Genomic DNA, 21,862 nt, shown 5'->3' on the forward strand with positions numbered 1-21,862 from the left:
CAGGTGGGGCCGCCCCCGGGAGAGTCCCCAGCGGGAGGCCCGTTTCCGCTTGGATAGCCTGCGGGGCGTGGTCGACCTCGAATCCGTTGCCGCCGTGAAGGGGCCCTTGAGGGAATCTAAGTCCGTGAAGGAGCCCCTCACGGCGCGGCGCGGCGTGCGGAAGGAAGGTCGTGAGGGGAACCCTGAGGGAATCAGAGTCCGTGAGGGTTCCCCTCACGGACGGAACTGCCGTGAAGGCGGCCCTCAGGGAGGCAGGCGGGTCGTGAAGGGCTCCTTGAAGGGATTAGATTCCCTCAAGGAGCCCTTCACGGAACGACTGGGGTTAGCTGCGGATGTTGAAGGTCCAGCGGGCGTGTGCGCCGGGGCCGACCACGAGCGTGGAGTGGCCTAGTTGCTCGACGTGTTTGGTTCCGGTGGGGCAGTTCAGGGCCAGGTCGATTTGGCGCAGGCCGACCTGGTCCGCGGCTACCGTTTCGAAGCGGATGGTGGTCATGCCGTCGGTCGCGGTCGCGCCGGTGGGCAGCTCTCGTACCGTCATTCCTCCGGCGCGCAGCAAGGGCAGAGTGTTGCTGAGGTCGCGGGCCGTGATGCCGAGGCGGATGCCGGTGACGTCGCGCATCTGGTGGTTGCGGTAGTCGTCAGGCAGGTAGCGGTTGCGGCTGATGTCGCCGGGGTATTGCGCCGGGCCGGTGTTGCTGCGCGGGTCGGCGAAGTACTCCGGGCGGTATTCCATGCCCCAGGCGCCGAAGGTGTCGTACTGGTCGGTGGTGAAAACTCCGTTGAACCACGGGACTGGCTTGCCGTCGCCGAAGTCGCGGGTTTGCAGGAATTCCAACGGGTTCGTGATGCCTGCGTCGTGGAGACGCTGGACCACTGTGGACAGCTGGCCGGTGTGTTCGACCGAGACTCCCAGGCCCGCCGAACCCAGGTCGCCGTCCTTGCCCGGGACGTCGCCGACACCGAACAGTTCCAGGTAGGTTTCGCGGCCCATCAGGTAGCGGCCGGTCCATTTTTCGCCGCCCGCGCCGGTTGTGGTGCGGACCTGGAAGTTCGCGAAATCCTTCAGATAGGCCGAATGCTCGATGGCGTCGGCTGTTTCGCGGTCCAGGACGCCGTAGGAGTGGTTGACGTGCAGAAGCGGCTGTTCGGCTGCTTGCGCGGTAGCGGCAGCGGTAGCAGTGCCGGTGCCGGTCGCGGCCAGGGCCAGGAGCACGGCCAGGAGCTGCAGGATCGTCCGGGTTCTTCGCTGTGTCGACATGGCGGAGGAGAGTAAGGCGGGCGCGGCCGGTTGGTGGGGTTTTCGGCCAACTTGACCGCAACGGCCTACTGAGAATGTCTTTCTCGTTGTCCGGTCAAGTGGAAATTAGTTCACTTGGAGCAGTGACAGTGTCTCGCATTGAGTAACAGAATCAGGTCCTCGTGCCACCTGATCGGGTGGCGCGTCGCGAGGGCATCCGAAAGGACCTGTCATGACCACTCACCACTGGGGACCCGCCGGGAGGGCGCGCCGACGCCTGACCGGGGCGGTGTTCGCCGCGGCTGCCGCCCTGCTCGTGGCGACCGCGTCGAACGCTTCGGCTGCACCTGCCGCAGCCGCGAGCACCTCGACGGAGACTCCGGACAACCACCAGATGGGCGCTTCGATCCGGGCGCACGAACCGGGCGGCGGGGCGGTCGCGCCGGCGTCGGTCGAGACCACTACGTCCGGCATCGACGTGAGCAGTTACCAGGGTGCGGTCGACTGGCAGTCCTATTGGAACCAGGGCAAGCGGTTCGCCTACGTCAAGGCGACCGAGGGCACGGGGTACCAGAATCCGGACTTCAGCCAGCAGTACAACGGCTCGTACAACGTCGGCATGATCCGCGGGGCATACCACTACGGGCGTCCTGATCTCTCGGGCGGCGCGGCGCAGGCCGACTACTTCGTCTCGCACGGCGGCGGCTGGTCGAAGGACGGCAAGACCCTGCCCGGCACGCTCGACATCGAGTGGGGGCCCAGTTCGGCCTGCTACGGGCTGAGCCAGTCCGCGATGGTGTCGTGGATCAAGGCGTTCAGCGACGAGTACCACGCGAAGACGTCGCGCTGGCCGGTCATCTACACGGCCAACAGTTGGTGGACCCAGTGCACCGGCAACAAGGGCGACTTCAGCTCGACCAACCCGCTGTGGGTGGCGGCGTACTCGTCGTCGCCGGGCACGCTGCCTTACGCCTGGGGGTTCTACACCTTCTGGCAGTACACCTCGACGCCGCTCGACCAGGACTACTTCAGCGCCGGCCTTGACCGGTTGAAGGTGCTGGCGACCGGCTGATCCGCGTCCCGTCCGGGAGCCGCAAGCGCTCCCGGGCGGGCTTTTCAGGACCCCGCCAGCACCTCCATGACCGCGCCGACGATCCGCCGGGTCTGCGGCTGGCACGCTGCCCAGGTTGTCAGCGGGACGCTCGGTTCGACCAGTTCGCTCCAGGCCCAGCCGGGCAGCATGCGGTTCGCGCTGGGCCTGCTCAGCAGCACCGCGTCCGCCTCGACGGCTTCCGCGCAGGCCAGCGCGTTCTCGTTGAACCGCGCGAGCCGCCAGTTCGGCGACACCCCGAGCCCGTGCGCGGCCGCGCGCATCTGGTCGTGCCCGGCGGGAACCTGCGCCCGCGAATGCGCGAGCACCCGGACGTCGTCGAGGTCCCGCAACCGGCACTGCGCGCGGCCGAAAAGCGCGTGGCCGGGCCGGATCGCGACGCCGAACGGATGCTCGAACAACAACCGCCCGTGCAAGGTGGACGGCGGGTTCTGGTGGATCAGCCCGATGTCGATCCGGCCCTCGCTGAGCATCCGGAGCTGCTCGGTGCTGCTGGCGTCCAGAAACGACAACGCCGCGTCCGGCACCTGGCGGCGGATCTCCGCCAGCGCGACGAGCACCCAGTCCTGCGGAATCCCCGGCGGCAACGCGATCTCGACCTGCTCCTTGACCGGAGCCGCGGACCGCGTGACCTCTCGCGTCGCGTCGGCGAGCCGCAGCAGCTGCCGGGCGTGCTCGTGCAGCGCGCGCCCGGCCACGGTCGCCTGGACGCCCGTCGGGACCCGGTCGAACAACGGTGTCCCGAGCTCGCGTTCGAGCACGCGGATCTGCCGGGTCAGCGCGGGCTGCGAGATCAGCAGCGACCCGGCCGCCCGGCTGATCGACCCCTCGGTGAAGACGGCGACGAAGTACCGCAGCTGACGCAGTTCCATACCCTGGGGTTATACCCCCTTCGGTTGCACCGCGGCGGCCACCGGCGGACGCTGGGCGGCGACGGGAGCCCCAGACGCCGGAAGGAGCCGCTGCCCCGATGAGCGAACGCCAAGTCCAGGTGCGCCGGGTCTACGACGCTCCCGAACCCGCCGACGGCTCGCGGGTGCTGGTCGACCGGCTGTGGCCGCGCGGGCTGAGCAAGGACCGCGCGCACCTGGACGACTGGCTCAAGCAGATCTCCCCGTCGACGGAATTGCGCAAGTGGTACGCGCACGATCCGGACCGGTACGGCGAATTCGCGAAACGCTACCGCGCGGAATTGGAAGAACCGGAACGCGCGGAGGCGCTGGACCACTTGCGAGCACTGTCCGAAAAGGGCTCGCTGACGCTGTTGACCGCGACCAAGCGCAGCGACATCAGCGAAGCTGCGGTACTGGCGGACCTGCTTAGCTCCTAGTCAGGAAGTGCCGACCGGGATGCCGTTGCGCTCGGCGTACCGGCTGCCCCATTCGTACAGCGCGGTCAGAGCGGGGCGCAGTTCGTCGCCTTCCGGGGTCAGCCGGTATTCGACGGTCGGCACTCGGCCGGCCACTTCGGTCCGGTCCACCAGCCCGGCCCCGGCCAGCTCGCGCAGTTGTGCGGTCAGCACCTTCTCGGTGATCGACGGAATGGCCCGGCGCAGCTGGCCGTACCGGTGCGGGCCTTCCTTGAGCCGCGCCAGGATCACCGGCTTCCATTTCCCGCCCATGACGTCGACGGCCAGCTCGACCGCACACGAGTAGCGCGCTTTCATCCCTCCATCATCGCCTGCCGCAGGTACGCACCGGCAAGTGCGTACTAGGCGACCGCCCCGGCGCGTGCTTGGCTGGCACGGTGATCATCGAGTACATCCGGTACCGCATTCCCGACGGCGGGCACGCGGAGTTCGAAGCTGCCTACCGACGGGCAGCCAAGTCGCTCGCGGCCGCGGAACAGTGCCACGACTACGAACTCGCGCACGCCGTCGACGAGCCGGGCAGTTATGTCCTGCGCATCGTCTGGACTTCGGCCGACGCGCACCTCCAGGGTTTCCGGGGCGGGCCCGATTTCGCCGCGTTCTTCGCCGAGATCCGGCCGTATGTCGAGAACATCGAGGAGATGCGGCATTACGAACGCACCGAGGTGGCCGGTCCGGGCGGCGCGGTGCCGACGCTGTACGAATGGGCGGGCGGAGCGGCCGCGCTGGCCCGGCTGACCGAGGCGTTCTACGCGAAGGTGCCCGAGGACGACCTGCTCGCCGAGGTGTTCGCCGGGATGAGCCCGGAGCATCCCGCGCACGTGGCGGTCTGGCTCGGCGAGGTGTTCGGCGGCCCGGCCGCGTACACCGCTGGCCACGGCGGGCACGCGCACATGATCTCCAGGCATTCCGGCCGGGCGATCACCGAGCCGCAGCGGCGGCGGTGGGTTTCGCTGCTGCTCGCCACCGCGGACGAGGTCGGGCTGCCTGCCGACCCGGAGTTCCGCGCCGCGCTCGCTGGTTACCTGGAATGGGGCAGCAGGCTCGCGGTGGTGTTTTCCGCGCCGGACGCCGGGCCCGCGGGCGAGCAGCCGGTGCCCCGCTGGGGCTGGGGCTCGGCTCCTCCCTGGACCGGAAACTGAATCCGCGCTAGCCCGTCCGCCGCAAGCGCCGAATGATTCCGCGCACCACTAACGGCACGCAAATCGCGGCGAACAACACCAGCGCCGCCCATGCGCCGAATCCGCCGAATCCGCCGCCCTGATAAGCGGCGGGCTCGGCGTTGCGCCAGTCCTTCGACCCGCCGTTGGCCTCCGAAGCATCCGGTCCCGCCGAGGACGACGCTCCCGGTCCGGCCGACGCTTGCGCGCCGGCCGACGGCTTCGATCCTGCCTTCGCCTTGGCCTTGGGGTCGCCGCCATTGCCGGGGTGGGTCAGCGCGTCCACTCCGCCCATCCCGACGAAGGGATCCTGCGGTGCGGTGGCCCCCGCGCCAAGCCCTCCGTGGAATGTCGGGTTGGCGCAATTGTCCGCATTGAGCTGCTTGGGCGGACGCCCGGTAAGCCGGGCGTTGGCGTTCATCATCTCCTGCGACAGGTTCGGCGGCAGCGGCGAATACCCGATCCGCGCCATGTTGATCTGCCCGTCGCAGGCGACATGCTCGATGAACGCGGTCATCGTGTCCGCCTTGGCCCCGTCCGGATATCCGCCCTTGCAGGTGTCCCGCCCTGATCCGCACGGCGTCATCAAATAGGAATACGCCGAAACGGGGTAGGTCGAAGGATCTGGATTGGCGTAGACCCCCGACAGTTCCTGGCTGAGATCCGGCCGCAGATTCGCCTTGGTCAGTGCCGCCGCGATATTGGCCGCATACGGCAGGGTGTATTTTCCGGCCTGGTTCTCGACCCACGCGGTCGGCGCGTTGTACTTCTTCGCGTAACCGAATTCGTCGTATCCGATAGAGAACGGGACGCTGCCGTTGGCGAGGGTTTGCGCGATCTGGTCGGAGTCGGCGAACAGCCGGTAGAAGTCCGCGTCCGGTCCCCGGGTCGGCAGCTGGATCGGCCGCACCCCGGACGGCAGCGGCCCGATCCCTTTGTCGACATTGCGGCCGATGAAGTCCCCGTACGGGCCGGGCGCGATGTGCGCGACGAAGTCGTAGAACAGCGCCGTCGTGCCGGACTGTCCACTGCGGCCGACCAGCGTGATCGGCTGATCCGGCAGGGCAAACCCGCCGTTGGTGGCGCTGATCGCCGGGTCGCTCCAGCGGGTGATCTGCCGCGCGAAGATCCGTGCCACCACATCGCGGGTCAAGTGCAGGGTGTCGACGCGGCGTCCGCCGGCATCGGTGACGTTGTACATCACCGCGACCGCGCCGGCGACGTCTGGGACGTACTGATAACCACGCTGCTTGGCGGTAGCCCCGCCGCCGCCCGCCGCCTCCAGCGAACTGACCTCGGCTTCAGTGCCCGCGAAGTCGACGGTGTGATCGCCGTATTGATTAACCCCAGCCGGAGAGCCGAGCGCGCTGTAATTGACCGGAATACCGCGTGAATTAGCGCCATTCTGCCAGTCGCTCATCGCGAGTCCGACGTATGTGGACCCGGACCCATTGACCTGGCTGAACGCCTCCGCGGCCGGAGCGAGCAAAACCTGACAGGCCAGCAACGCCCCCGCGCAGCCAAGCCCGGCCCATCTCGTGCGACGCATCACAAACTCCCCAGTTCAGCCGAAACGGCCATGGACATAATCGTGCGTACGGCTGTCTTCCGGACTCTCGAAAATCTGCTCAGTAGACCCGTGCTCGACCACCCGCCCAGGCTCGTTCTCCCCGGCGAGAAAGAACGCACAATGATGCGAAACCCGTTGCGCCTGCTGCATATTGTGCGTCACGATCACGACGGTGACCTCGTCGGAGATCTCCACGATCGTCTGCTCGATCCGGCGCGTGGACGTCGGGTCGAGCGCCGAGCAGGGCTCGTCCATCAGCAGCACATTCGGCTGCACCGCGAGCGATCGCGCGATGCACAGCCGCTGCTGCTGCCCGCCGGAGAGCGCGCCGCCGGGGGAGTTCAGCCGGTCGCGGACCTCGCGCCACAGCCCGGCCCGCTCGAGACTCTGCTCGACCAGCCCGTCCTTGTCCGCGCATTTGACGCCCGCGAGCTTGAGCCCGGCGAGGACGTTGTCCCGGATGGACATCGCCGGGAACGGGTTGGGCTTCTGGAACACCATGCCGATCCGCAGCCGGGCGTGCTGCGCGCGGGTGCCCTCGGCGTAGATGTCGTCGCCGTCCAGCAGGACTTCGCCGGCCAGGCTCGCGGTGCCGACGAGCTCGTGCATCCGGTTGAGAATGCGCAGGAAGGTCGATTTCCCGCAGCCGGACGGGCCGATCAGCGCGGTCACCTCGTTGGCGGGCATCGCGAGCGTGACGTCTTCCAGCACGAGCCGGTCGCCGAACCAGGCGTGCACGCCGCGCGCCTCCAGCGTCGCCGCGCCCGGCGGCGGCCCGCCCAGCACCCGGACGGGTTCGCGGACTTCGAGGGTTTCGGTCACCGGGCACTCCTGGGTTTCGTGCGGCGCGCCGACCAGCGTTTGCGGCCGATCAGCCGGGTCAGGGCGAACAGCGCGAAGATCAGCAGGATCAGCACCAGCGCGCCGATGTACCCGCGTTCCTGCGCCGAGGCGAGCGGTTCTTTGATGTAGCGGTAAACGAAGCGGGGCAAGCTTTCCTGCGGGTCGCTGAACGGGTTGAAATTCATCGAAAGCGTGCCGAAGGAGGTGAACAGCAATGGTGCGGTTTCGCCGACCACTCGCGCGATGCCGAGAATGATCGCGGTGCTCACGCCGGTGCGCGCGGTCGGCAGCACGACTGACCAGACCGTGCGCGCGCGGCTCGCACCGAGGGCGAGTGATGCCTCGCGCAGACCGTCCGGCACCAGGCGAAGCACGACGTCCACGGTGCGAGTGACGGTCGGCAGCATGATCATGGTCAGCGCGAGCGTCGCCATGAATCCGGAGAAGCCGAGCTGAGCGGGCGGCAGAATCAGTGCGGCGTATACGAAAAGACCGGCGACCACTGATGGCAAACCGCTCATGGCGTCCACGAAAATCCGCACCGGACGGCGGAAACGGGACCGGGTCTCGTTGAGGAACACCGCGGTGAGCACGCCGAGCGGAACGACGAACACGAGCGCGAGCGCCGTCTGTTCCAGGGTCCCGACGATCGCGTGCAGACCACCGGTCGCCGTCGCCGGATCGGTCGGCGCGACGGCGGACATGTCGTGCCCGAAGAACGCCAGCCGCAGGCTCGGCACGCCCTTGAGGACGATGTAGCCGAGCAGGAACAGCAACGGGATCAGCAGCCCGACCGCGCCGCTCACCACGACCGCCGACACCAGCTTGTCGACCGCCGCGAGCCGCCCGAGCCGGTCGCGGGTGACGAGGTAGAGCATGCCGAGGTGCAGCAGATAGGCCACGACCAGGTCGGCGAGCCAGCCCGGCGACACCAGCAGCTGATGCATCACGAACCAGGTCAGCAACGTCGCCGACACGGCGCAGCCGAGCGCTACGAGCCGGTCCTGCGGCGTGGTGGCGGAGGTCCGGCGGCGCACTGGAATCGGACGCACTTGTTCGGGACGGACTTCGGTGGCGGTCACGCGTCCACCCCCACTCCGGAACGGCTGCGGGAAATGATCACCGACGCGCTGAAGTTCGTCGCCAGCGTAAAGGCGAACAACACCAGCCCGGCCGCCATCAACCCGCTCAACGCGGGCCCGGATTGTCCCGCGTTGTTAGCGATGAAGCCCGAAATAGTCGCGCCGCCGAACTCGAGCAGATGCGTCGTCAATTCCGGAACCTGAGGCAGCAGAAGGGAAACCGCGATGGTCTCGCCGAGCGCGCGGCCGAGCCCGAGCATCGAGCCGCCGACGATCCCGCCGCGGCCGAACGGCAGCACGACGGTGCGCACCATGCCCCAGCGCGTGCTGCCCAGCGCGAGCGCGGCTTCCTTTTCCCCGGGCGGAGTCTGGGTGAAAACCTCGCGGATGACCGACGTCGTGATCGGAATGACCATCAGCGAAACCACGAGCCCCGCGACGAACATCGAATTGAACAGCACCGCGCCCGGTTTCGTGTCGAACAGCGGGAACCAGCCGAGATTGTCGGTCATCCATTGCGACAATGGAGTGATGTACGGACGCAGGAAGCTGAATCCCCAGAGACCGTAGAGCAAACTGGGAATCGCGGCGAGCAGGTCGACCAGCCCGGTGAGGAACCCGCGCATCCGCGGACTGGCGTAGTCGCTGATGAACAGCGCGGCCAGCACCGAAAACGGCACCGCGACGGCGACCGCGATCAGCGCGACCACCACCGTGCCGTACAGCAGGCCGAGAACGCCGAAATGCCCGGAAGCCGGGTCGAACTGGATCGTGGTGAAGAAGCCGAAACCGCTGGCCTCGAACGTGGGCGCGGACCGGTAGACGAGGAAGAACCCGATCACGATCAAGAGCGCGAGCACCGAAAGCCCGGCCCCGCTCGTGACGCGGCGGAAGAGCCGATCGGCCCGAGACGGCAGATCGGCGAGGACGAGACGCTCCGGCGGCGCGGGGCCGGACGAGGAGGACGAGACGGTCACGGCAGCGAGTATTACGAGCCGGAAGCGGAGAAAGTTGGCGGAACAGAGAAGGCCCGACGGCGCGTTCGTGAACCGGTGCCCGCGTTCCGTTCCCGTTTGTTGACGCCGCGCGCGACGCTGGAGAAGTTGAACCCATGAACCGCTTCAGACGCGTGGCGCACGTGCTCGCCGCCGGGGTGCTCGCGGTGCTGGGCGTCGCCGTCGTGCCGGCCGCGTCCGCGCAGACGCAGCCGAGTCCGTTGAACTACCAGGTGCAGGTGACGGGTGCCGACCCGATGAACGCGCAGGACGGGGACCCGCTGCGCATCACGATCTCGGGGCTGCCCGCCGGGGCTACAGCGAACTACTCGGTGTGCCCGCTGCCGTTGCGCGACTCGCTCGTGAAGGCCGGGTCCTGGGTGCACGATCCGTCCGTTCCGGCCCGCGTCACGGCCTACTGCAAGAACTTCAACGACGAGCTGTCGGGCGCGGAGTTCAAGCCGCCGCCCCAGGACGTCGGCCGGAGCGCGACCACGCACGACATCGTGTTCGACACTTACGTGCCGCGGGGGGCGCGCACGCCCGGAACCATTGTCTTGGATCCGGATTTCACGACTCTCAAGAAGACGGGCACGCTGAAGTGGCCGAACAACCCGGACCACAAACAGTATTCGTTCTCCTGCGACGAGAATCATCCGTGCACCATGACGCTGCGGATCGTCGTCCCGGCGACGGCGACCGCTCCCGCACAGACTGTGTTCGACAGTTCGATCACGTTCCGCGCGTCTGCTCCCGGCCTCAAGATCAAAGGGTGCGGAGGCGTCGGAGCCAGCACTCTGACCGGCAGCATGCCTGAGCGGTTCGGACGCACCGCGGTCGGCTGGAACCAGATGCTCTGCGCGCCGACGAAGGCGGTGCAGCCGGTCAACATCGTGAACGAGAGCGAGGACGTCGGGCTGACGTCGTTCGACAAAGGCGAGTCGGATGTGCAGGTCACCGGTTCTGGCGGAACGCTGGCCGCGCAGCAAGTCCGTGCTCGCAGCTACGTTCCGACGGCGCTCAACGCCACGGTGCTCGCCGCCGTCGGCTGGGCGCCGACGGATCGCGGAGACGACGGCGGCGCACTGAACTCTCGGCTGGCCGCCAATCTGAACTTCGGCTGGGACGACCTCGCCAACCTGCTGAGCAAGGGTGGTTTGTCGCCCGACAGAACCGGCCGGGGCGGCATCTTCGTCGACGGATCAGCGCTGGTGCGGCGCAATCCGGCGATGGCTGCGATCAGCGGGGCCGACAGTCCTCTCGTCTCGCCCAACACGCGTGCCGGGCAGTTCAACACCGATTTCTTCGGGGTCACCGGCGAAATCGGGACGAGCACTGTCCCACTGGTGCTCAGCGGCAGGCTGAACGGGATGCCCGCGTGGAGATACGGGACTTTCGTGGACCGCGACAAGCAGAAGCTGAAGGGAAGCGAGGGGCCGGTCGGCGTCGTGACCGATCTGAACGCGCTCAACCTCGGTGACGGCGGGGTGCACAACGTCGACGCGAAAACCGGCCAGGTCAACGTCCGCAAGCAGGTCGGCAACGCGACGCTGGGGACGGGCAACGAATGCCGGAAGGGATGCCTGAACTGGGTCGTCACCGACTTGGCCACCGCGACCGAGAACGGCTGGGCCCCGGTCGCCTTGCCCAACGGCAAGGGTGGTTACGTCGCCCCGACGCCGAAGTCGTTGCAGGCCGCGGCCGCGCACACTCAGGAGGCCAAGGACGGCTCGGTGCGGATCGTCCCCAGCGACGATCCGGAGGCGTACCCGCTGACGTACCTCGAGTCTCTTACCGCACCGCTGAACCCGCTGGTGGACGCTTCGTGTGCGCCGGAAGCCGCCAAGCAAGCCCAGCTCACGACCTTCCTGAAAGCCGCGACCAACGGCGGTCAGAGCAGCCTCGGACCGGGTCTCGTTCCGCTGACGCCGGACCTGCTTTCCGCGGCCCAGGCCGCCGCGTCGAAGGTCGGCACTGGCACAGCCGCGGCGTCCTGCCATGAACAGAAGGAAGCGCAGCATCCCGGCTCGGCAGCGACTGGCGGCCCGGGTGCCGCCGCGGGCTCGACACCCCCGAGCGGTGCCTTGAGCGGTCCGCTTCCCCGTTCCGGTTCGAATGGCACCGGTGCGGCGGAAGCCGCTGCGCTGGCGATGAAGGCGCCGACGCAGGCGAGTGTCCAAGAGGCTCGCAGCCTGGCCGCGGCGGTGAAGATCCCGCTGTTCCCGGGAGCAGGCGTTCTGGGAGCGCTGATTCCGTTGCTCGCTTTGGTCGCGTTGGTGCTGTTGCCGCCGACGACTGGTTACCTGACCGCGGGGAAGCCGTTGCCCTCGTGGGTGAATCGGCTCGCTGAGCGGCTCGTCGCATTGCGACGCCGCGCATGACCGCGACGCTCCGTGCCCCGGTGCACCTGAACCCTAAATGGACGGTTATCGGGGTGGTCGGCTGGCTGGTCACCACGGTGCTGTGCTTCGGCATCGTCGCCTACGCACTCGGGCCGATGCTGGCGAACAACGACCAGCGGGCGGCGCTGTCGGTGCTGCAGGAACGGATGGCTCAGGCGCAGGGCGCGGCCCGCACGTTGCTCGGCGCCGCGCCGGTGACGAAACCGCCGGAGTTCGGTGCGCCGGTGGCGGTGCTGGAGATCCCGAAGCTGGAGGTACAGCAGGTGGTGCTCGAGGGTGTGGAACCGGGCGACACGATGTCGGGGCCGGGCCATGTGCCGGGCACTTCGGGCCCCGGCCAGCCGGGGAACTCCGCTGTGGTCGGCCGGTATTCCGGATACGGTGCTCCCTTCTCGCGGCTCAGCGAGCTGTCTCGGGGAGACAAGCTGGTGGTCGCTACGACGCAAGGGAAATCGGTCTACACCGTGACCGACACGGCGGCTCGTGACCTGGACGAAGATCGCGACTACGGCCGTACGGAGAACGACCGGCTGACGCTTGTCACGTCCGGTTCGTGGTGGCCAGGTTCAGCTTCGAGCGCGACAGTGGTGACCGCGGTTCTCGACGGCAAGCCGTTCCGGCCGACGCCGCAGAACGGCCGGGCGGACGCCCAGGACGGTCGCACTGGAGACCCGAGCGGCTGGGCCCGGTTGGTGCTCGCCTTCGGCGGTTTCGCGGTGGTGGCGGTGGGGGCGACCGTGCTGTACCGGCGCTGGCGCTCGGTGTCGACGTATGTGCTGACGACACCGGCGCTGCTGGCGTTGGCGGTGCTGGCGGCTTCGGCGGTCTGGCGGTTGCTGCCTGCCTGGGCTTGAGTTGACGCAACCGGGGGCTGGCACGGAGTTGGTGCCAGCCCCCGGCTCAATGCGGTCAAGAGAGAGTGCACGTGACTCCGTCGGATCTGGCCGGTAGCGGCTTGAAGCTGTGCTGGGCCAGGACGCCTGCGTAGCTGCCGTTGCAGAGCGGGCTCGGGCCGGCCGAGTCGAAGCCGACCGCGTTCAGCGCGGCGTCGTAGGACCGCGAGCGGGTGTCCAGCACGTAGGAGACAGAGTGAGCGCCGATGAAGCCGTCGGAGTAGGTCGGCACGTAGTTGTGCGGGGTGCCCGAGACCGGGGAAGCGTCTGAACCGCCGCCGAGGAGAGTGCCTTCGAAGAAGCCAGCGCGCTGGTCGTCGGCAACGCCATTGCCTTGAGCGGCCCACTGTGCCACGGAGTGGGGCATGATCGCTGTTGCCCGGTCGCTGGCGGAAATGGTAGCGGCGTAGTTTTCCTGGAACCTCTTGACCACAAGGGGTTTCGTCGTCGGGTCGAAGCCGAGCACTGTGCCGGTGAAGAAGGTCAGCGTGCCGGAGCCGATCTGGGGCAGGTAGACGGCGATGGGGGCATTGCCGCCGCCGACCTGGTTCCAGTTGGTGATGGCGCCGCTGTAGATGCCGCGCAGCTGGTCCAGGGTCAGGGTGACGCCAGCGCCCGCGCCGGTCGACGAGGCAGCCCACGAGACTGCGTCCTTGGCGAAGGCGTAGTACTGGAAGGTGGGCGGGTCCGAAGAAGATCGCGGCGAGTCGGAGCGGACGAGGTCGATCAACCCGCTGTGGGCCGCGGCGGCGTCGGCCAGCGCATAGCCGCCCGCGATCGCGCCGTTGGGCGGAGGGTTTGCCGATCGGTAGATGGTGCCGGGATCGTAGACGTCGCCGGGCACGGTGAAGACCTGACCGGCCGTCAGGACCGACGGGACGTTGACATAAGCGTCTGGATCGGTGTTCGCCGCGGAAGAGTTGGCTGCGGCGAAGATCGCGCCGGTGACCTCGTAGGTGGTGTCGGCTCCGACGGCGGCGACGATCTCCTGGACGCCGTCCGGGCCGACCACTGCGTCGGCGAGACCGGGGAAGAAAAGGATGGTGGCCGCGACCATGGCGGCCGTCGCGGAGATTGGGGCAGTGCGAGTGCGTCGTCTCACGTGCGCTCCTTCGGCGGTCGTGTTCGGCGGACGACGAAACCGGCCCGGCCGGGGAGGAAGTTCCCCGGCCGGGCCGGTCCTGTCGTTCAGCTGGTCAGGAAAGCGTGCAGGTGACGCCGTTCACCGGGGCGAGCGGCTTGAAGCCGTACTGGCTCAGCGTGGCGGCGAGGCTGCCGTTGCACAGCGGGCTCGGGCCGGCCGAGTCGAAGCCGACCGCGTTGAGTGCCGCGTCATGCGACGGCGAGCGGGTGTCCAGCACGTAGTACACGAAACGGGCGCCGAGGAAGCCGTCGGCGAAGGCCGGGGCGTAGTTCGGCGCGGAGCCCGAAACCGGGGCGCCGTCCGAACCGGCACCGGTCAGGGTGCCCTCGAAGAAGCCGGCGCGCTTGTCGCTCACGACGCCGTTGCCCTGCGCGACCCACTGGGCCACGGAGTAGGGCGCGATCGCGGTCGACTGGTCGCCGGCCTGGATGGTGTTGCCTTCATTCTCCTGGAACCGCTTGATGGTCACCGGCTTCGTGGTCGGGTCGAAGCCGAGCACCGTGTTCGTGAAGAACGAAAGCGTGCCGGAACCGGCCTGGGGCAGGTAGACGGCGATGGCGGCGTCGGTGCCGCCGACCTGGTTCCAGTTGGTGATGGCGCCGCTGTAGATGCCGCGCAGCTGGTCCAGGGTCAGGGTGACGCCCGCACCGGCGCCGGTCGACGAGGCGGCCCAGGAGACACCGTCCTTGGCGAAGGCATAGTACTGGAAGGTCGACGGGTCGGAAGCCGACCGCGGAGACGAAGAGCGGGCGAGGTCGACCGATCCGCTGCCCGCCGCGGCGGCGTTGGCCAGGGCGGTCTTGCCCGCGGAGGAGCCGTTGGGCGGTGGGTTGGAGACGTTGTAGGTGGTGCCGCCGTCGTAGATGTCGCCGGGCACGGCGAACGACTGGTTGCCCGCGAGAACCGGCGGGACGTTCACGTAGTTGTCGGGGTCGGTGTTCGCCGCGGAACTGTTGGCGGCGGCGAAGACCGCGGTGGTGACGTCCGCGATCGTGTCGGAGCCCACCGCCGCCACAACCTCCTGGAGCTGGTTGGGACCGGGGATTGCGCTGGCGGTACCCGGGAAAATCAAGGCCGCACCCGCGGCGACCGCGGCGGAGACGCCCACGAACCGGGCAGTACGAGCACGCATCAGTTTGTACTCTTTCTGTCTGGTCTCGACCACGGGATTCCGTGGCCGAGATCAAACCTCGCGGGGTTCGGCAAACAGTGCCCGGTTGGTCGCGTTCCCACCCGACGGCGCGGGAGTTAATGCCCGACGAACGCGGTCAGCCCGGCAGCCGGTACTTCGTTCGCCAGTCGGTGATCCGGCCCTCCGCCGCGAATTCCGCCGCTTCCCCGATCGCGGTGACAAAGCGTTCGTATCCGTGCTGCGCTTCGATCCGGCGGCCGTAGGCGTGGCTCGCCGACGCGATCGTGCCGTTGCCCGCGCGCAGCAGCCACCGCCAATCGATTCCGTGGTCGTGGGTCAGTTCCATGCGGGTGCGCGGGATGTTCGCGCACAGCCACTGGATCGCCGCGACGCATTCCTCTCCGTTGCGGTAGTCGACGGTGCCCAGCCCCAGCGAGGCGTTGTTCGTGCCGAGGAGCCGCCACCTCGTCGCGTTTCCCGGGCCGCCGATCAGCTGAAACCGGGGAGTCCGACGTGGACTTCGAGCGCTTTTCATGTGTCGCAACCTCAGTCCGGCTCGGACGGCCGTCCGGTGACAAGCCGTCGCAGTCAGAATGGACATCGCGGGCGCGCGGCCGGAAAGTTACCGTCAGCGGTTAAGCGGCGACGGCCACCCGGTGAACAGCGGGTGCGTGCGGGCATTCCACAGTAGACCGTCGGCCGACGGTCACGCTCGAGATTCTTTTCGCCACTCCTCGCAATGACATCGCCCGTCGCCGCGCCGGTGTTTCGCGCGCGGAGCGGTTCGCCGCGAGTTCGACTGTTCGCCGCAACCGCGATTCGGGCGTTCGGCGGCACCTGCGGCTGGGTAATTGGGGCACTCTCAGTGTCCTTCGGGGCGCGAAAATCGCGGCCCGCGCGGATCGGGTCGGTATTTTGCGTCGTGGCCAAGGGGAGGGGACCGCGGTGGCGTCTACTGTGGACGTCCGGGGAAGCGCGCGTTTCGGATATGGTTGGCGGAATGGCTGATCTGACGCTCACGGGCCTCCGGGTCGTGGTGGAGGTGGCCCGCACCGGGTCGTTCAGTGCTGCCGCGCACCGGCTCGGCTACACGCAATCGGCGGTGTCGCGGCAGATCGCGGCGAGCGAACGCGCTACTGGAACCGCGTTGTTCGAACGGCATGCCCGCGGAATCCGTCCTACGACAGCGGGAGAGGTGCTGATCCGGCATGCCGGGCGGGTTCTGGAAAGCGTGAGCGCGGCCGGAAAAGAACTGGCCGGGCTCCGGGACCGGCTGGGCGGGCGGATCTCGGTCGGCGCGTTTCCCGCCGCGTCGGCGGTTTTGCTGCCGAGGGCGGTTTCCCGGCTGATGCGCGCGCATCCGGGCGTGGAGGTGCAGCTCGCCGAGTCCGCGACCCCGGCGCAGCTGCAGTCGCTGCGGCGCGGACGGCTCGAGGTCGCGGTGGTCGTGACCGGCGACGATGTGCCGGAATACGACTTCGACAGCTTGCGCCGCACCGAATTGCGCGGCGGAATCGGATACGGGGTGGCGGTCGCGGAAGCGCATCCGTTCGCCGGGCGCAGCTGGGTCGAACCGGACGAACTGGCCGAGCAGCACTGGATCGTCGGCGCGGGCGGTTCGCCGGAATTCGGGACGTGGCCGGGCATCGCCGGGCCGATGATCGCGTTCGCGGTGCGCGCGTGGCCGACGCGGTTAGGCCTGGTCGCGGCGGGACTGGGAATTTCGCTGGTGCCCGGTTTCGCGGCGGACTCGCTGCCCGCCGACGTCCGGTGGATCCCCGTGCGCGACGAATGCGGCGGCCTGCGGCGCAGCTTGTGGGCGGTGACGGGGGAGCAGCCTGGCCCGGCTGCGGTGGCGATGGTGCGTGCGCTGGAGGAAGAGGCTCAGCGGTCGCTCCAGCCCCAGAGGTAGCCGGGAACCTCGTCCGGACGGCCTTCGACGCCGAAATCGCCGCGGTAGAAAATCATCGGCCGCTCATCGGCGCCCGGGTCGAGTGCGAGTACCCGGCCGAGGACGACGTCGTGGTCGCCCGCGTGGTGCACAGTCTCGATCTCGGCGTGCACGCGGAGCAGCACATCGGGTAATTCCGGTGTGTCCCAGCGGGAAAGCTCCCAATTCAGCCCTTCAAAGCGAAGGCCGCGACGGGATCCGAAGCGAGCGCAGAGATCGGCTTGCGGTTCGGCCAGCACGTTGACGCAGAACCGCCCGGCGGCGCGGATGCGCGGCCAGGCCCGGCCGCCGCGGTCGGCGCAGAACAGCACCAGCGGCGGTTCCAGCGACACCGACGTGAAGGACTGGCAGGTGAATCCCACCGCCTCGCCGCCGTCGACGCCGGTCACCACAGTGACCCCGCTGGCGAACCGGCTCAGCGCGCGGCGCATTTCCAACGGGGTCGGTGCTTCGGTGGCTTGCATGGGCTCGACGGTAAAAGCCGCCGACATCGCCCGGGAGGAGCTCTCTCGGTGACCGGGACTGGCGACCCGCGCGCGTGCGCCGGCTGGCTAGCTTCGGCGGCATCCCGCACCCACGAGCAAGAGGTCAGCCATGCCGGAACTGAGCCACGACGCGACGCTGCGCGAACTCCGCACCGACCGGGGCGTGCTGCGCTACCACGAAGCAGGCGACGGCCCGCCGGTCGTGCTGCTGCACGGATCCGGCCCCGGCGTCACCGGATGGCAGAACTTCCGGGCGAACCTGCCGTCGTTCGCCGCGCATTTCCGGTGCCTGATCCTGGAATTCCCCGGATTCGGGGTGAGCGACCCGGTCGCGGAACCGCCGATGCCCGCCGCCGAACGCGCGGTGCTCGACCTGCTCGACGGGCTCGGCATCGCCGCCGCCGACCTCGTCGGCAACTCGATGGGCGGGTTCGTCGCCACCCGCACCGCGATCGCGCATCCGGATCGCGTCCGCAGGCTGGTGACCGTCGGCGGGATGGGCACGAACATCTTCAGCCCGGCTCCGGGCGAGGGCATCAACCTGCTGACCGAATTCGTCGAGGACCCGACGCGCGAACGGCTCGTGCAGTGGCTGAATTCGATGGTTTTCGACCGCAACCTGATCACCGAGGAACTGATCGAGGAGCGGTGGCGACTCGCGACCGCGGCGGATTCCTTGGCCAGCGCCAAGAAAATGTACGGCAAAGGCGTGCTGCGGGCGCAGGCGGCCGCGGCCTTCGACGTCACCCCGCTGTGGGCGACGCTGCGCAAGATCCGTGCCCGCACGCTCATCACCTGGGGCCGGGACGACCGGGTCAGCCCGCTCGACATGGCGTTGATCCCGATGCGCACGATTCCCCACGCGGAACTGCACATTCTTCCGAATTGCGGCCACTGGACGATGATCGAGCAGAAAGAAGCGTGGGAAAGCGCCGTTCTCGCGTTCCTGCTCCGGAAGGACGGCGAATGATGGCCTGGGACGCGGAGCACGACTTCGTCGTCGTGGGGTCCGGCGGCGGCGGGATGACCGCGGCACTGACCGCCGCGGCGGCCGGGCTGGACGTGCTGGTCGTCGAGAAAGGCGCGATGTACGGCGGCTCCACCGGGATTTCCGGCGGCGGCATCTGGATCCCGAACAACCCGACGCTGCGCGCGGCCGGGCACGACGACAGCCGGGCGTCGATCCGCCGTTACCTCGACCTGCTCACCGAAGGACGCGTTCCGGCGAAGAGGCTCGACGCGTATGTCGACCACGGTCCGGCAGCGATGGAATTGCTGGAGCGGAGCGAATGGCTGCGGTTCTTCTGGGTGAAGGGCTACGCCGACTACCACCCGGAGCTGGAAGGCGGCCGCCCGCTGGGCCGGTCCGTCGAGGCGAAGCCGTTCGACACCCGGAACCTCGGCGAGGACGAGCGGCACCAGCGGCCGAACACCATGAAGGGTCCGCTCGGCCTGTGGGTCACCGCGAAGGATTACCACGATCTGGCGATGGTCAAGCGCACCTGGCGCGGTCGGTGGGCGTCGGTGATCGCGGCGTGGCGGGTGTCGTCCAATGTGGTGCGGCGCCGGCACATGGCGACCGGCGGCCGTGCGCTGGTCGCGCGGTTGCGGATGGCGTTGAAGGACGCCGGGGTCCCGCTGTGGCTGCGGTCGCCGATGACCGAGCTGGTGGTCGAGGACGGCCGGGTGACCGGGATCGTCGCCGAGCACGACGGGGCACACAAGCGGATCCGCGCCCGCCGTGGCGTGCTGCTGGCGACCGGCGGTTTCGAGCACGGCTCTGACCTGCGGAAACGCTATCTTCCGGAAGCTGCCTGGGACGACTACAGCGGCGGCGCGCGGGAGAACGTCGGCGACGGCATCGAGGTCGGGCTGGGCGTCGGCGCGGCTACGGACCTGATGGACGACGCGTGGTGGATGCCGTCGGTGCGGCACCCGTCCGGCGCGGTCGTGCCGCTGGTGTCCGAACGGTCGATCCCGCGCTCGGTCATCGTGTCGGCCGAGGGCAGGCGGTTCACCAACGAGTCCGCGCCGTATGTCACCTTCGTGCACGCCCAGCTCGAGGGCGGACACGTACCCGCCTGGTTCGTCATGGACGCCAAGGCTCGCGCGCGGTATCCGTTCGCGCAGATCCTGCCGGGCGCGCCGATTCCGGAGCCGTATTACGCGGCGGGAATCGCGCACCGGTCCGAGACCTTGGCTGGCCTTGCCGAGAAGATCGGTGTTCCGGCTGACGCGCTGGCGGAAACCGTGAAGCGGTTCAACGGTTTCGCCCGAGCTGGAGCGGACGGCGATTTCAGTCGCGGCGAATCCGCCTACGACCGGTATTACGGCGACCCGACCTTGCCGAATCCGTGTCTCGACGTGATCGAGAAGGGGCCGTATTACGCGTTCCGGATCGAGGTCGGCGACCTCGGCACCAAGGGCGGCCTGGTGTGCGACGAGAACAGCCGTGTCCTGCGCGACGACGGCTCGGCGATCGACGGCCTGTACGCCACCGGAAACACGACAGCAGCGGTGATGGGCAACGAATACGCTGGCCCGGGTGCGACAATCGGGCCGTCGATCGTCTTCGGCTATCTCGCGGCGCAGCACGCCGCGCGCTCGGCATGAGCACGATGCGCGTGCGGGTGACCGAGGTGGTCCGCGAGACCGCTGACGCGCATTCGCTGGTACTGGAACCGATCGACGGCAGTTTCGACTATCTGCCCGGGCAATTCCTCACTGTGCGTATTCCGTCCACTGAGGACAGTGTCGCGCGCTGCTATTCGCTGTGCAGTTCACCGCACTCCGAGGAGTCGCCGAGAATCACGGTGAAGCGCACGGCGGGTGGGTACGGGTCGAATTGGTTGGTGGACAACGCGGTCGAGGGGACTGTGCTGGACGTCCTGCGGCCGTCGGGCACGTTCACCCCGCGATCGCTCGACGCTGACGTGCTGCTGCTCGCCGCTGGCAGCGGGATCACGCCGGTGATGTCGATCCTGAAGTCCTGTCTGCGGGCCGGTTCCGGCCGGGTGACGCTGGTCTACGCGAACCGCGACGAGCAGTCGGTGATCTTCCGGGACGAGCTGCTGCGGCTGACGAAGGAATACCCGGACCGGCTGACCGTGCTGCACTGGCTGGAATCGGTGCAGGGGTTGCCGACCGAGGCCGGGCTACGGGCGTTGACCGCGCCGTATCGGGAGCGAGCGGCGTTCCTGTGCGGGCCTGGTCCGTTCATGGAGCTGGCCTCGGAAGTCCTTAGTGGACTAAGTGTGGAAAGCGTTGCTGTGGAACGGTTCACGTCGCTCACCGGCGACCCGTTCGCCTCGGTGGAGGTGGACGAGTCCGGCCCGGCGAGCACGGTGGAAGTCGAACTCGACGGCGAGACGCGGACGTTGCGCTGGCCCCGGGAGAACGCGTTGCTCGACGTCCTCCTGGCGGCAGGTTTGGACGCGCCGTTCTCGTGCCGGGAGGGTGCCTGCAGTGCCTGCGCTTGTGTGCTGGTGAGCGGTGAGGTGGACCTGGTGCACAACGAAGTCCTCGACGCGCGGGACCTCGCGGACGGGCTGATTCTGGCCTGCCAGGCCCGGCCGCGGACGGACGAGGTCAAGGTGACTTACGAGGCCTGATCGAGTCCGGTGAGCGGGATCGCCGCCGCGTCGGGAGCGGCACCGGTGGCAGCGTGCGACGGGTGCACCGATTCGAGAACGCGAAAGTCCTGCTCACCGGTGGCGGCTCGGGGATCGGCCGAGCCACCGCGCTCCGTCTCGCGGCGGAAGGCGCGACTGTTTTCTCCGTCGACGTCGACCATTCCGGGCTGCCGGAAACCGAACGGATCCTCCCGCATCAGGCGGATGTTTCCGACGAGACAGCGGTTTCCGCCGCGGTCCGGGCCGCGGCGGCCGAACTCGACGGTATTGACGTGGTCGTCAATGTCGCCGGCATCCACCGCACCACCCCGATCGCGGAGCTGACCGTCGCGGACCTGCGACGGCTCTACGACGTGAACCTGATCGGCACCGCGCTGTGCTGCCGGGAAGCGTTGCCGCACCTGCCCGACGGTGGCGTCATCGTGAACGTGTCCTCCAGTTCCGCCACGCACGGAAATCCTTACATGACGACGTATTCCGCCAGTAAAGCTGCGGTGCTGGGATTCTCGCTGAGCCTCGCGGCGGAGGTGATCGGCCGCGGCGTCCGGGTGGTCGTCGTGTCGCCGGGTACGGTCGCGACGCCGCTGGTCGGGCCGGACGTCCTGGCCGGTCTCGACGTCTCTTACTACAGCCGGATCCGCTCGCCGCTGGGCGCGGCGGAACCGGACCAGATCGCCGCGACGATCGCCTTCGCCGCGTCCGCCGACGCCGGCTACCTGACCGGCACGGAAATCCGCGTCGACGGCGGTTCGCACATCTGAGCGGACTCCCGGTGAGCGGGATCGCGCCGGGGCCGCAGGGAGGCCGTGATTACGCTCACGTCGATTCCGGCCTCATCAGCGCGGGACCTCGTATT

General features: G+C 68.5%; 21 protein-coding genes. 10 read left to right on the forward strand and 11 right to left on the reverse strand.

Annotated features, from left to right (window positions below; genetic code table 11):
- Positions 1–322: 322 nt before the first annotated feature.
- A complete protein-coding gene (locus ABZX37_RS33035; protein ID WP_354746238.1) occupies positions 323–1,258 on the reverse strand; it encodes a DUF5829 family protein in 936 nt (311 codons plus the stop codon).
- 211 nt (positions 1,259–1,469) lie between these two features.
- Here ABZX37_RS33035 and ABZX37_RS33040 point away from each other — a divergent pair, with 211 nt between their 5' ends.
- Positions 1,470–2,309, forward strand: a complete 840-nt coding sequence (locus tag ABZX37_RS33040; protein ID WP_354746240.1) for a GH25 family lysozyme — start codon at positions 1,470–1,472, stop codon at positions 2,307–2,309.
- 44 nt (positions 2,310–2,353) lie between these two features.
- Here ABZX37_RS33040 and ABZX37_RS33045 read toward each other — a convergent pair whose 3' ends face one another.
- Positions 2,354–3,220: a LysR family transcriptional regulator gene (locus ABZX37_RS33045; RefSeq protein WP_354746242.1), complete on the reverse strand. Its 867-nt coding sequence runs from the start codon at positions 3,218–3,220 to the stop codon at positions 2,354–2,356.
- 98 nt (positions 3,221–3,318) lie between these two features.
- On the opposite strand from ABZX37_RS33045, the gene ABZX37_RS33050 reads away from it, so the two are divergent.
- On the forward strand, positions 3,319–3,678 hold the full coding sequence (locus ABZX37_RS33050) for a DUF488 family protein (RefSeq protein ID WP_354746244.1): 360 nt from the start codon (positions 3,319–3,321) through the stop codon (positions 3,676–3,678).
- Here the strand turns inward: ABZX37_RS33050 and ABZX37_RS33055 are convergent, their stop codons facing one another.
- On the reverse strand, positions 3,679–4,014 hold the full coding sequence (locus tag ABZX37_RS33055; RefSeq protein ID WP_354746246.1) for a helix-turn-helix domain-containing protein: 336 nt from the start codon (positions 4,012–4,014) through the stop codon (positions 3,679–3,681). It abuts the gene before it with no gap.
- Positions 4,015–4,094: 80 nt separating this feature from the next.
- Between ABZX37_RS33055 and ABZX37_RS33060 the strand changes: the two genes are divergently transcribed.
- A complete protein-coding gene (locus ABZX37_RS33060) occupies positions 4,095–4,859 on the forward strand; it encodes an antibiotic biosynthesis monooxygenase (protein WP_354746248.1) in 765 nt (254 codons plus the stop codon).
- Between the two features lie 7 nt (positions 4,860–4,866).
- Here ABZX37_RS33060 and ABZX37_RS33065 read toward each other — a convergent pair whose 3' ends face one another.
- The 4 genes from ABZX37_RS33065 to pstC form a co-directional block, all read right to left on the reverse strand.
- Positions 4,867–6,426 carry a substrate-binding domain-containing protein gene (locus ABZX37_RS33065; RefSeq protein WP_354746250.1) on the reverse strand — a complete coding sequence of 520 codons (1,560 nt, stop codon included), beginning with the start codon at positions 6,424–6,426 and terminating at the stop codon, positions 4,867–4,869.
- A gap of 15 nt (positions 6,427–6,441) precedes the next feature.
- Entirely contained in the window at positions 6,442–7,200 is a 759-nt protein-coding gene (locus ABZX37_RS33070; protein WP_244223620.1) for a phosphate ABC transporter ATP-binding protein, read from the reverse strand.
- A gap of 65 nt (positions 7,201–7,265) precedes the next feature.
- On the reverse strand, positions 7,266–8,372 hold the full coding sequence (gene pstA / locus ABZX37_RS33075; protein WP_354746252.1) for a phosphate ABC transporter permease PstA: 1,107 nt from the start codon (positions 8,370–8,372) through the stop codon (positions 7,266–7,268).
- A complete protein-coding gene (gene pstC / locus ABZX37_RS33080; RefSeq protein ID WP_354746254.1) occupies positions 8,369–9,349 on the reverse strand; it encodes a phosphate ABC transporter permease subunit PstC in 981 nt (326 codons plus the stop codon). Before pstC ends, pstA begins: the two co-directional genes overlap by 4 nt.
- Before the next feature lie 134 nt (positions 9,350–9,483).
- On the opposite strand from pstC, the gene ABZX37_RS33085 reads away from it, so the two are divergent.
- Positions 9,484–11,748: a hypothetical protein gene (locus ABZX37_RS33085; protein ID WP_354746256.1), complete on the forward strand. Its 2,265-nt coding sequence runs from the start codon at positions 9,484–9,486 to the stop codon at positions 11,746–11,748.
- The gene (locus ABZX37_RS33090; RefSeq protein ID WP_354746258.1) at positions 11,745–12,623 is read left to right on the forward strand and encodes a sortase; all 879 of its coding nucleotides are present in this window, start codon (positions 11,745–11,747) and stop codon (positions 12,621–12,623) included. Before ABZX37_RS33085 ends, ABZX37_RS33090 begins: the two co-directional genes overlap by 4 nt.
- A 55-nt stretch (positions 12,624–12,678) precedes the next feature.
- On the opposite strand, the gene ABZX37_RS33095 is transcribed toward ABZX37_RS33090, so the two are convergent.
- From ABZX37_RS33095 to ABZX37_RS33105, 3 genes are all read right to left on the reverse strand, one after another.
- Positions 12,679–13,764: a substrate-binding domain-containing protein gene (locus ABZX37_RS33095; protein WP_354746260.1), complete on the reverse strand. Its 1,086-nt coding sequence runs from the start codon at positions 13,762–13,764 to the stop codon at positions 12,679–12,681.
- Positions 13,765–13,858: 94 nt separating this feature from the next.
- Complete coding sequence (locus ABZX37_RS33100; RefSeq protein WP_354746262.1) at positions 13,859–14,938, reverse strand: substrate-binding domain-containing protein; 1,080 nt, start codon at positions 14,936–14,938, stop codon at positions 13,859–13,861.
- Between the two features lie 136 nt (positions 14,939–15,074).
- Entirely contained in the window at positions 15,075–15,473 is a 399-nt protein-coding gene (locus tag ABZX37_RS33105) for a DUF1508 domain-containing protein (RefSeq protein ID WP_354746264.1), read from the reverse strand.
- Positions 15,474–15,938: 465 nt separating this feature from the next.
- On the opposite strand from ABZX37_RS33105, the gene ABZX37_RS33110 reads away from it, so the two are divergent.
- The gene (locus ABZX37_RS33110) at positions 15,939–16,850 is read left to right on the forward strand and encodes a LysR family transcriptional regulator (protein WP_354746266.1); all 912 of its coding nucleotides are present in this window, start codon (positions 15,939–15,941) and stop codon (positions 16,848–16,850) included.
- On the opposite strand, the gene ABZX37_RS33115 is transcribed toward ABZX37_RS33110, so the two are convergent.
- Positions 16,823–17,353, reverse strand: a complete 531-nt coding sequence (locus tag ABZX37_RS33115; RefSeq protein WP_354746268.1) for a flavin reductase family protein — start codon at positions 17,351–17,353, stop codon at positions 16,823–16,825. The genes ABZX37_RS33110 and ABZX37_RS33115 overlap by 28 nt on opposite strands.
- A 130-nt stretch (positions 17,354–17,483) precedes the next feature.
- On the opposite strand from ABZX37_RS33115, the gene ABZX37_RS33120 reads away from it, so the two are divergent.
- The 4 genes from ABZX37_RS33120 to ABZX37_RS33135 all read left to right on the forward strand — a co-directional run bounded on the left by ABZX37_RS33120 (position 17,484) and on the right by ABZX37_RS33135 (position 21,767).
- A complete protein-coding gene (locus ABZX37_RS33120; protein WP_354746270.1) occupies positions 17,484–18,344 on the forward strand; it encodes an alpha/beta fold hydrolase in 861 nt (286 codons plus the stop codon).
- Positions 18,344–19,987 carry an FAD-binding protein gene (locus ABZX37_RS33125; RefSeq protein ID WP_354746380.1) on the forward strand — a complete coding sequence of 548 codons (1,644 nt, stop codon included), beginning with the start codon at positions 18,344–18,346 and terminating at the stop codon, positions 19,985–19,987. The genes ABZX37_RS33120 and ABZX37_RS33125 overlap by 1 nt, the downstream gene beginning before the upstream one ends.
- Positions 19,984–20,985, forward strand: a complete 1,002-nt coding sequence (locus tag ABZX37_RS33130) for a ferredoxin--NADP reductase (RefSeq protein ID WP_354746272.1) — start codon at positions 19,984–19,986, stop codon at positions 20,983–20,985. The genes ABZX37_RS33125 and ABZX37_RS33130 overlap by 4 nt, the downstream gene beginning before the upstream one ends.
- Positions 20,986–21,047: 62 nt before the next feature.
- Entirely contained in the window at positions 21,048–21,767 is a 720-nt protein-coding gene (locus ABZX37_RS33135) for an SDR family oxidoreductase (RefSeq protein WP_354746274.1), read from the forward strand.
- The last annotated feature ends 95 nt before the right edge of the window (positions 21,768–21,862 follow it).

Source organism: Amycolatopsis sp. NPDC004079 (assembly GCF_040610415.1).
Classification (GTDB): Bacteria; Actinomycetota; Actinomycetes; order Mycobacteriales; family Pseudonocardiaceae; genus Amycolatopsis; species Amycolatopsis halotolerans.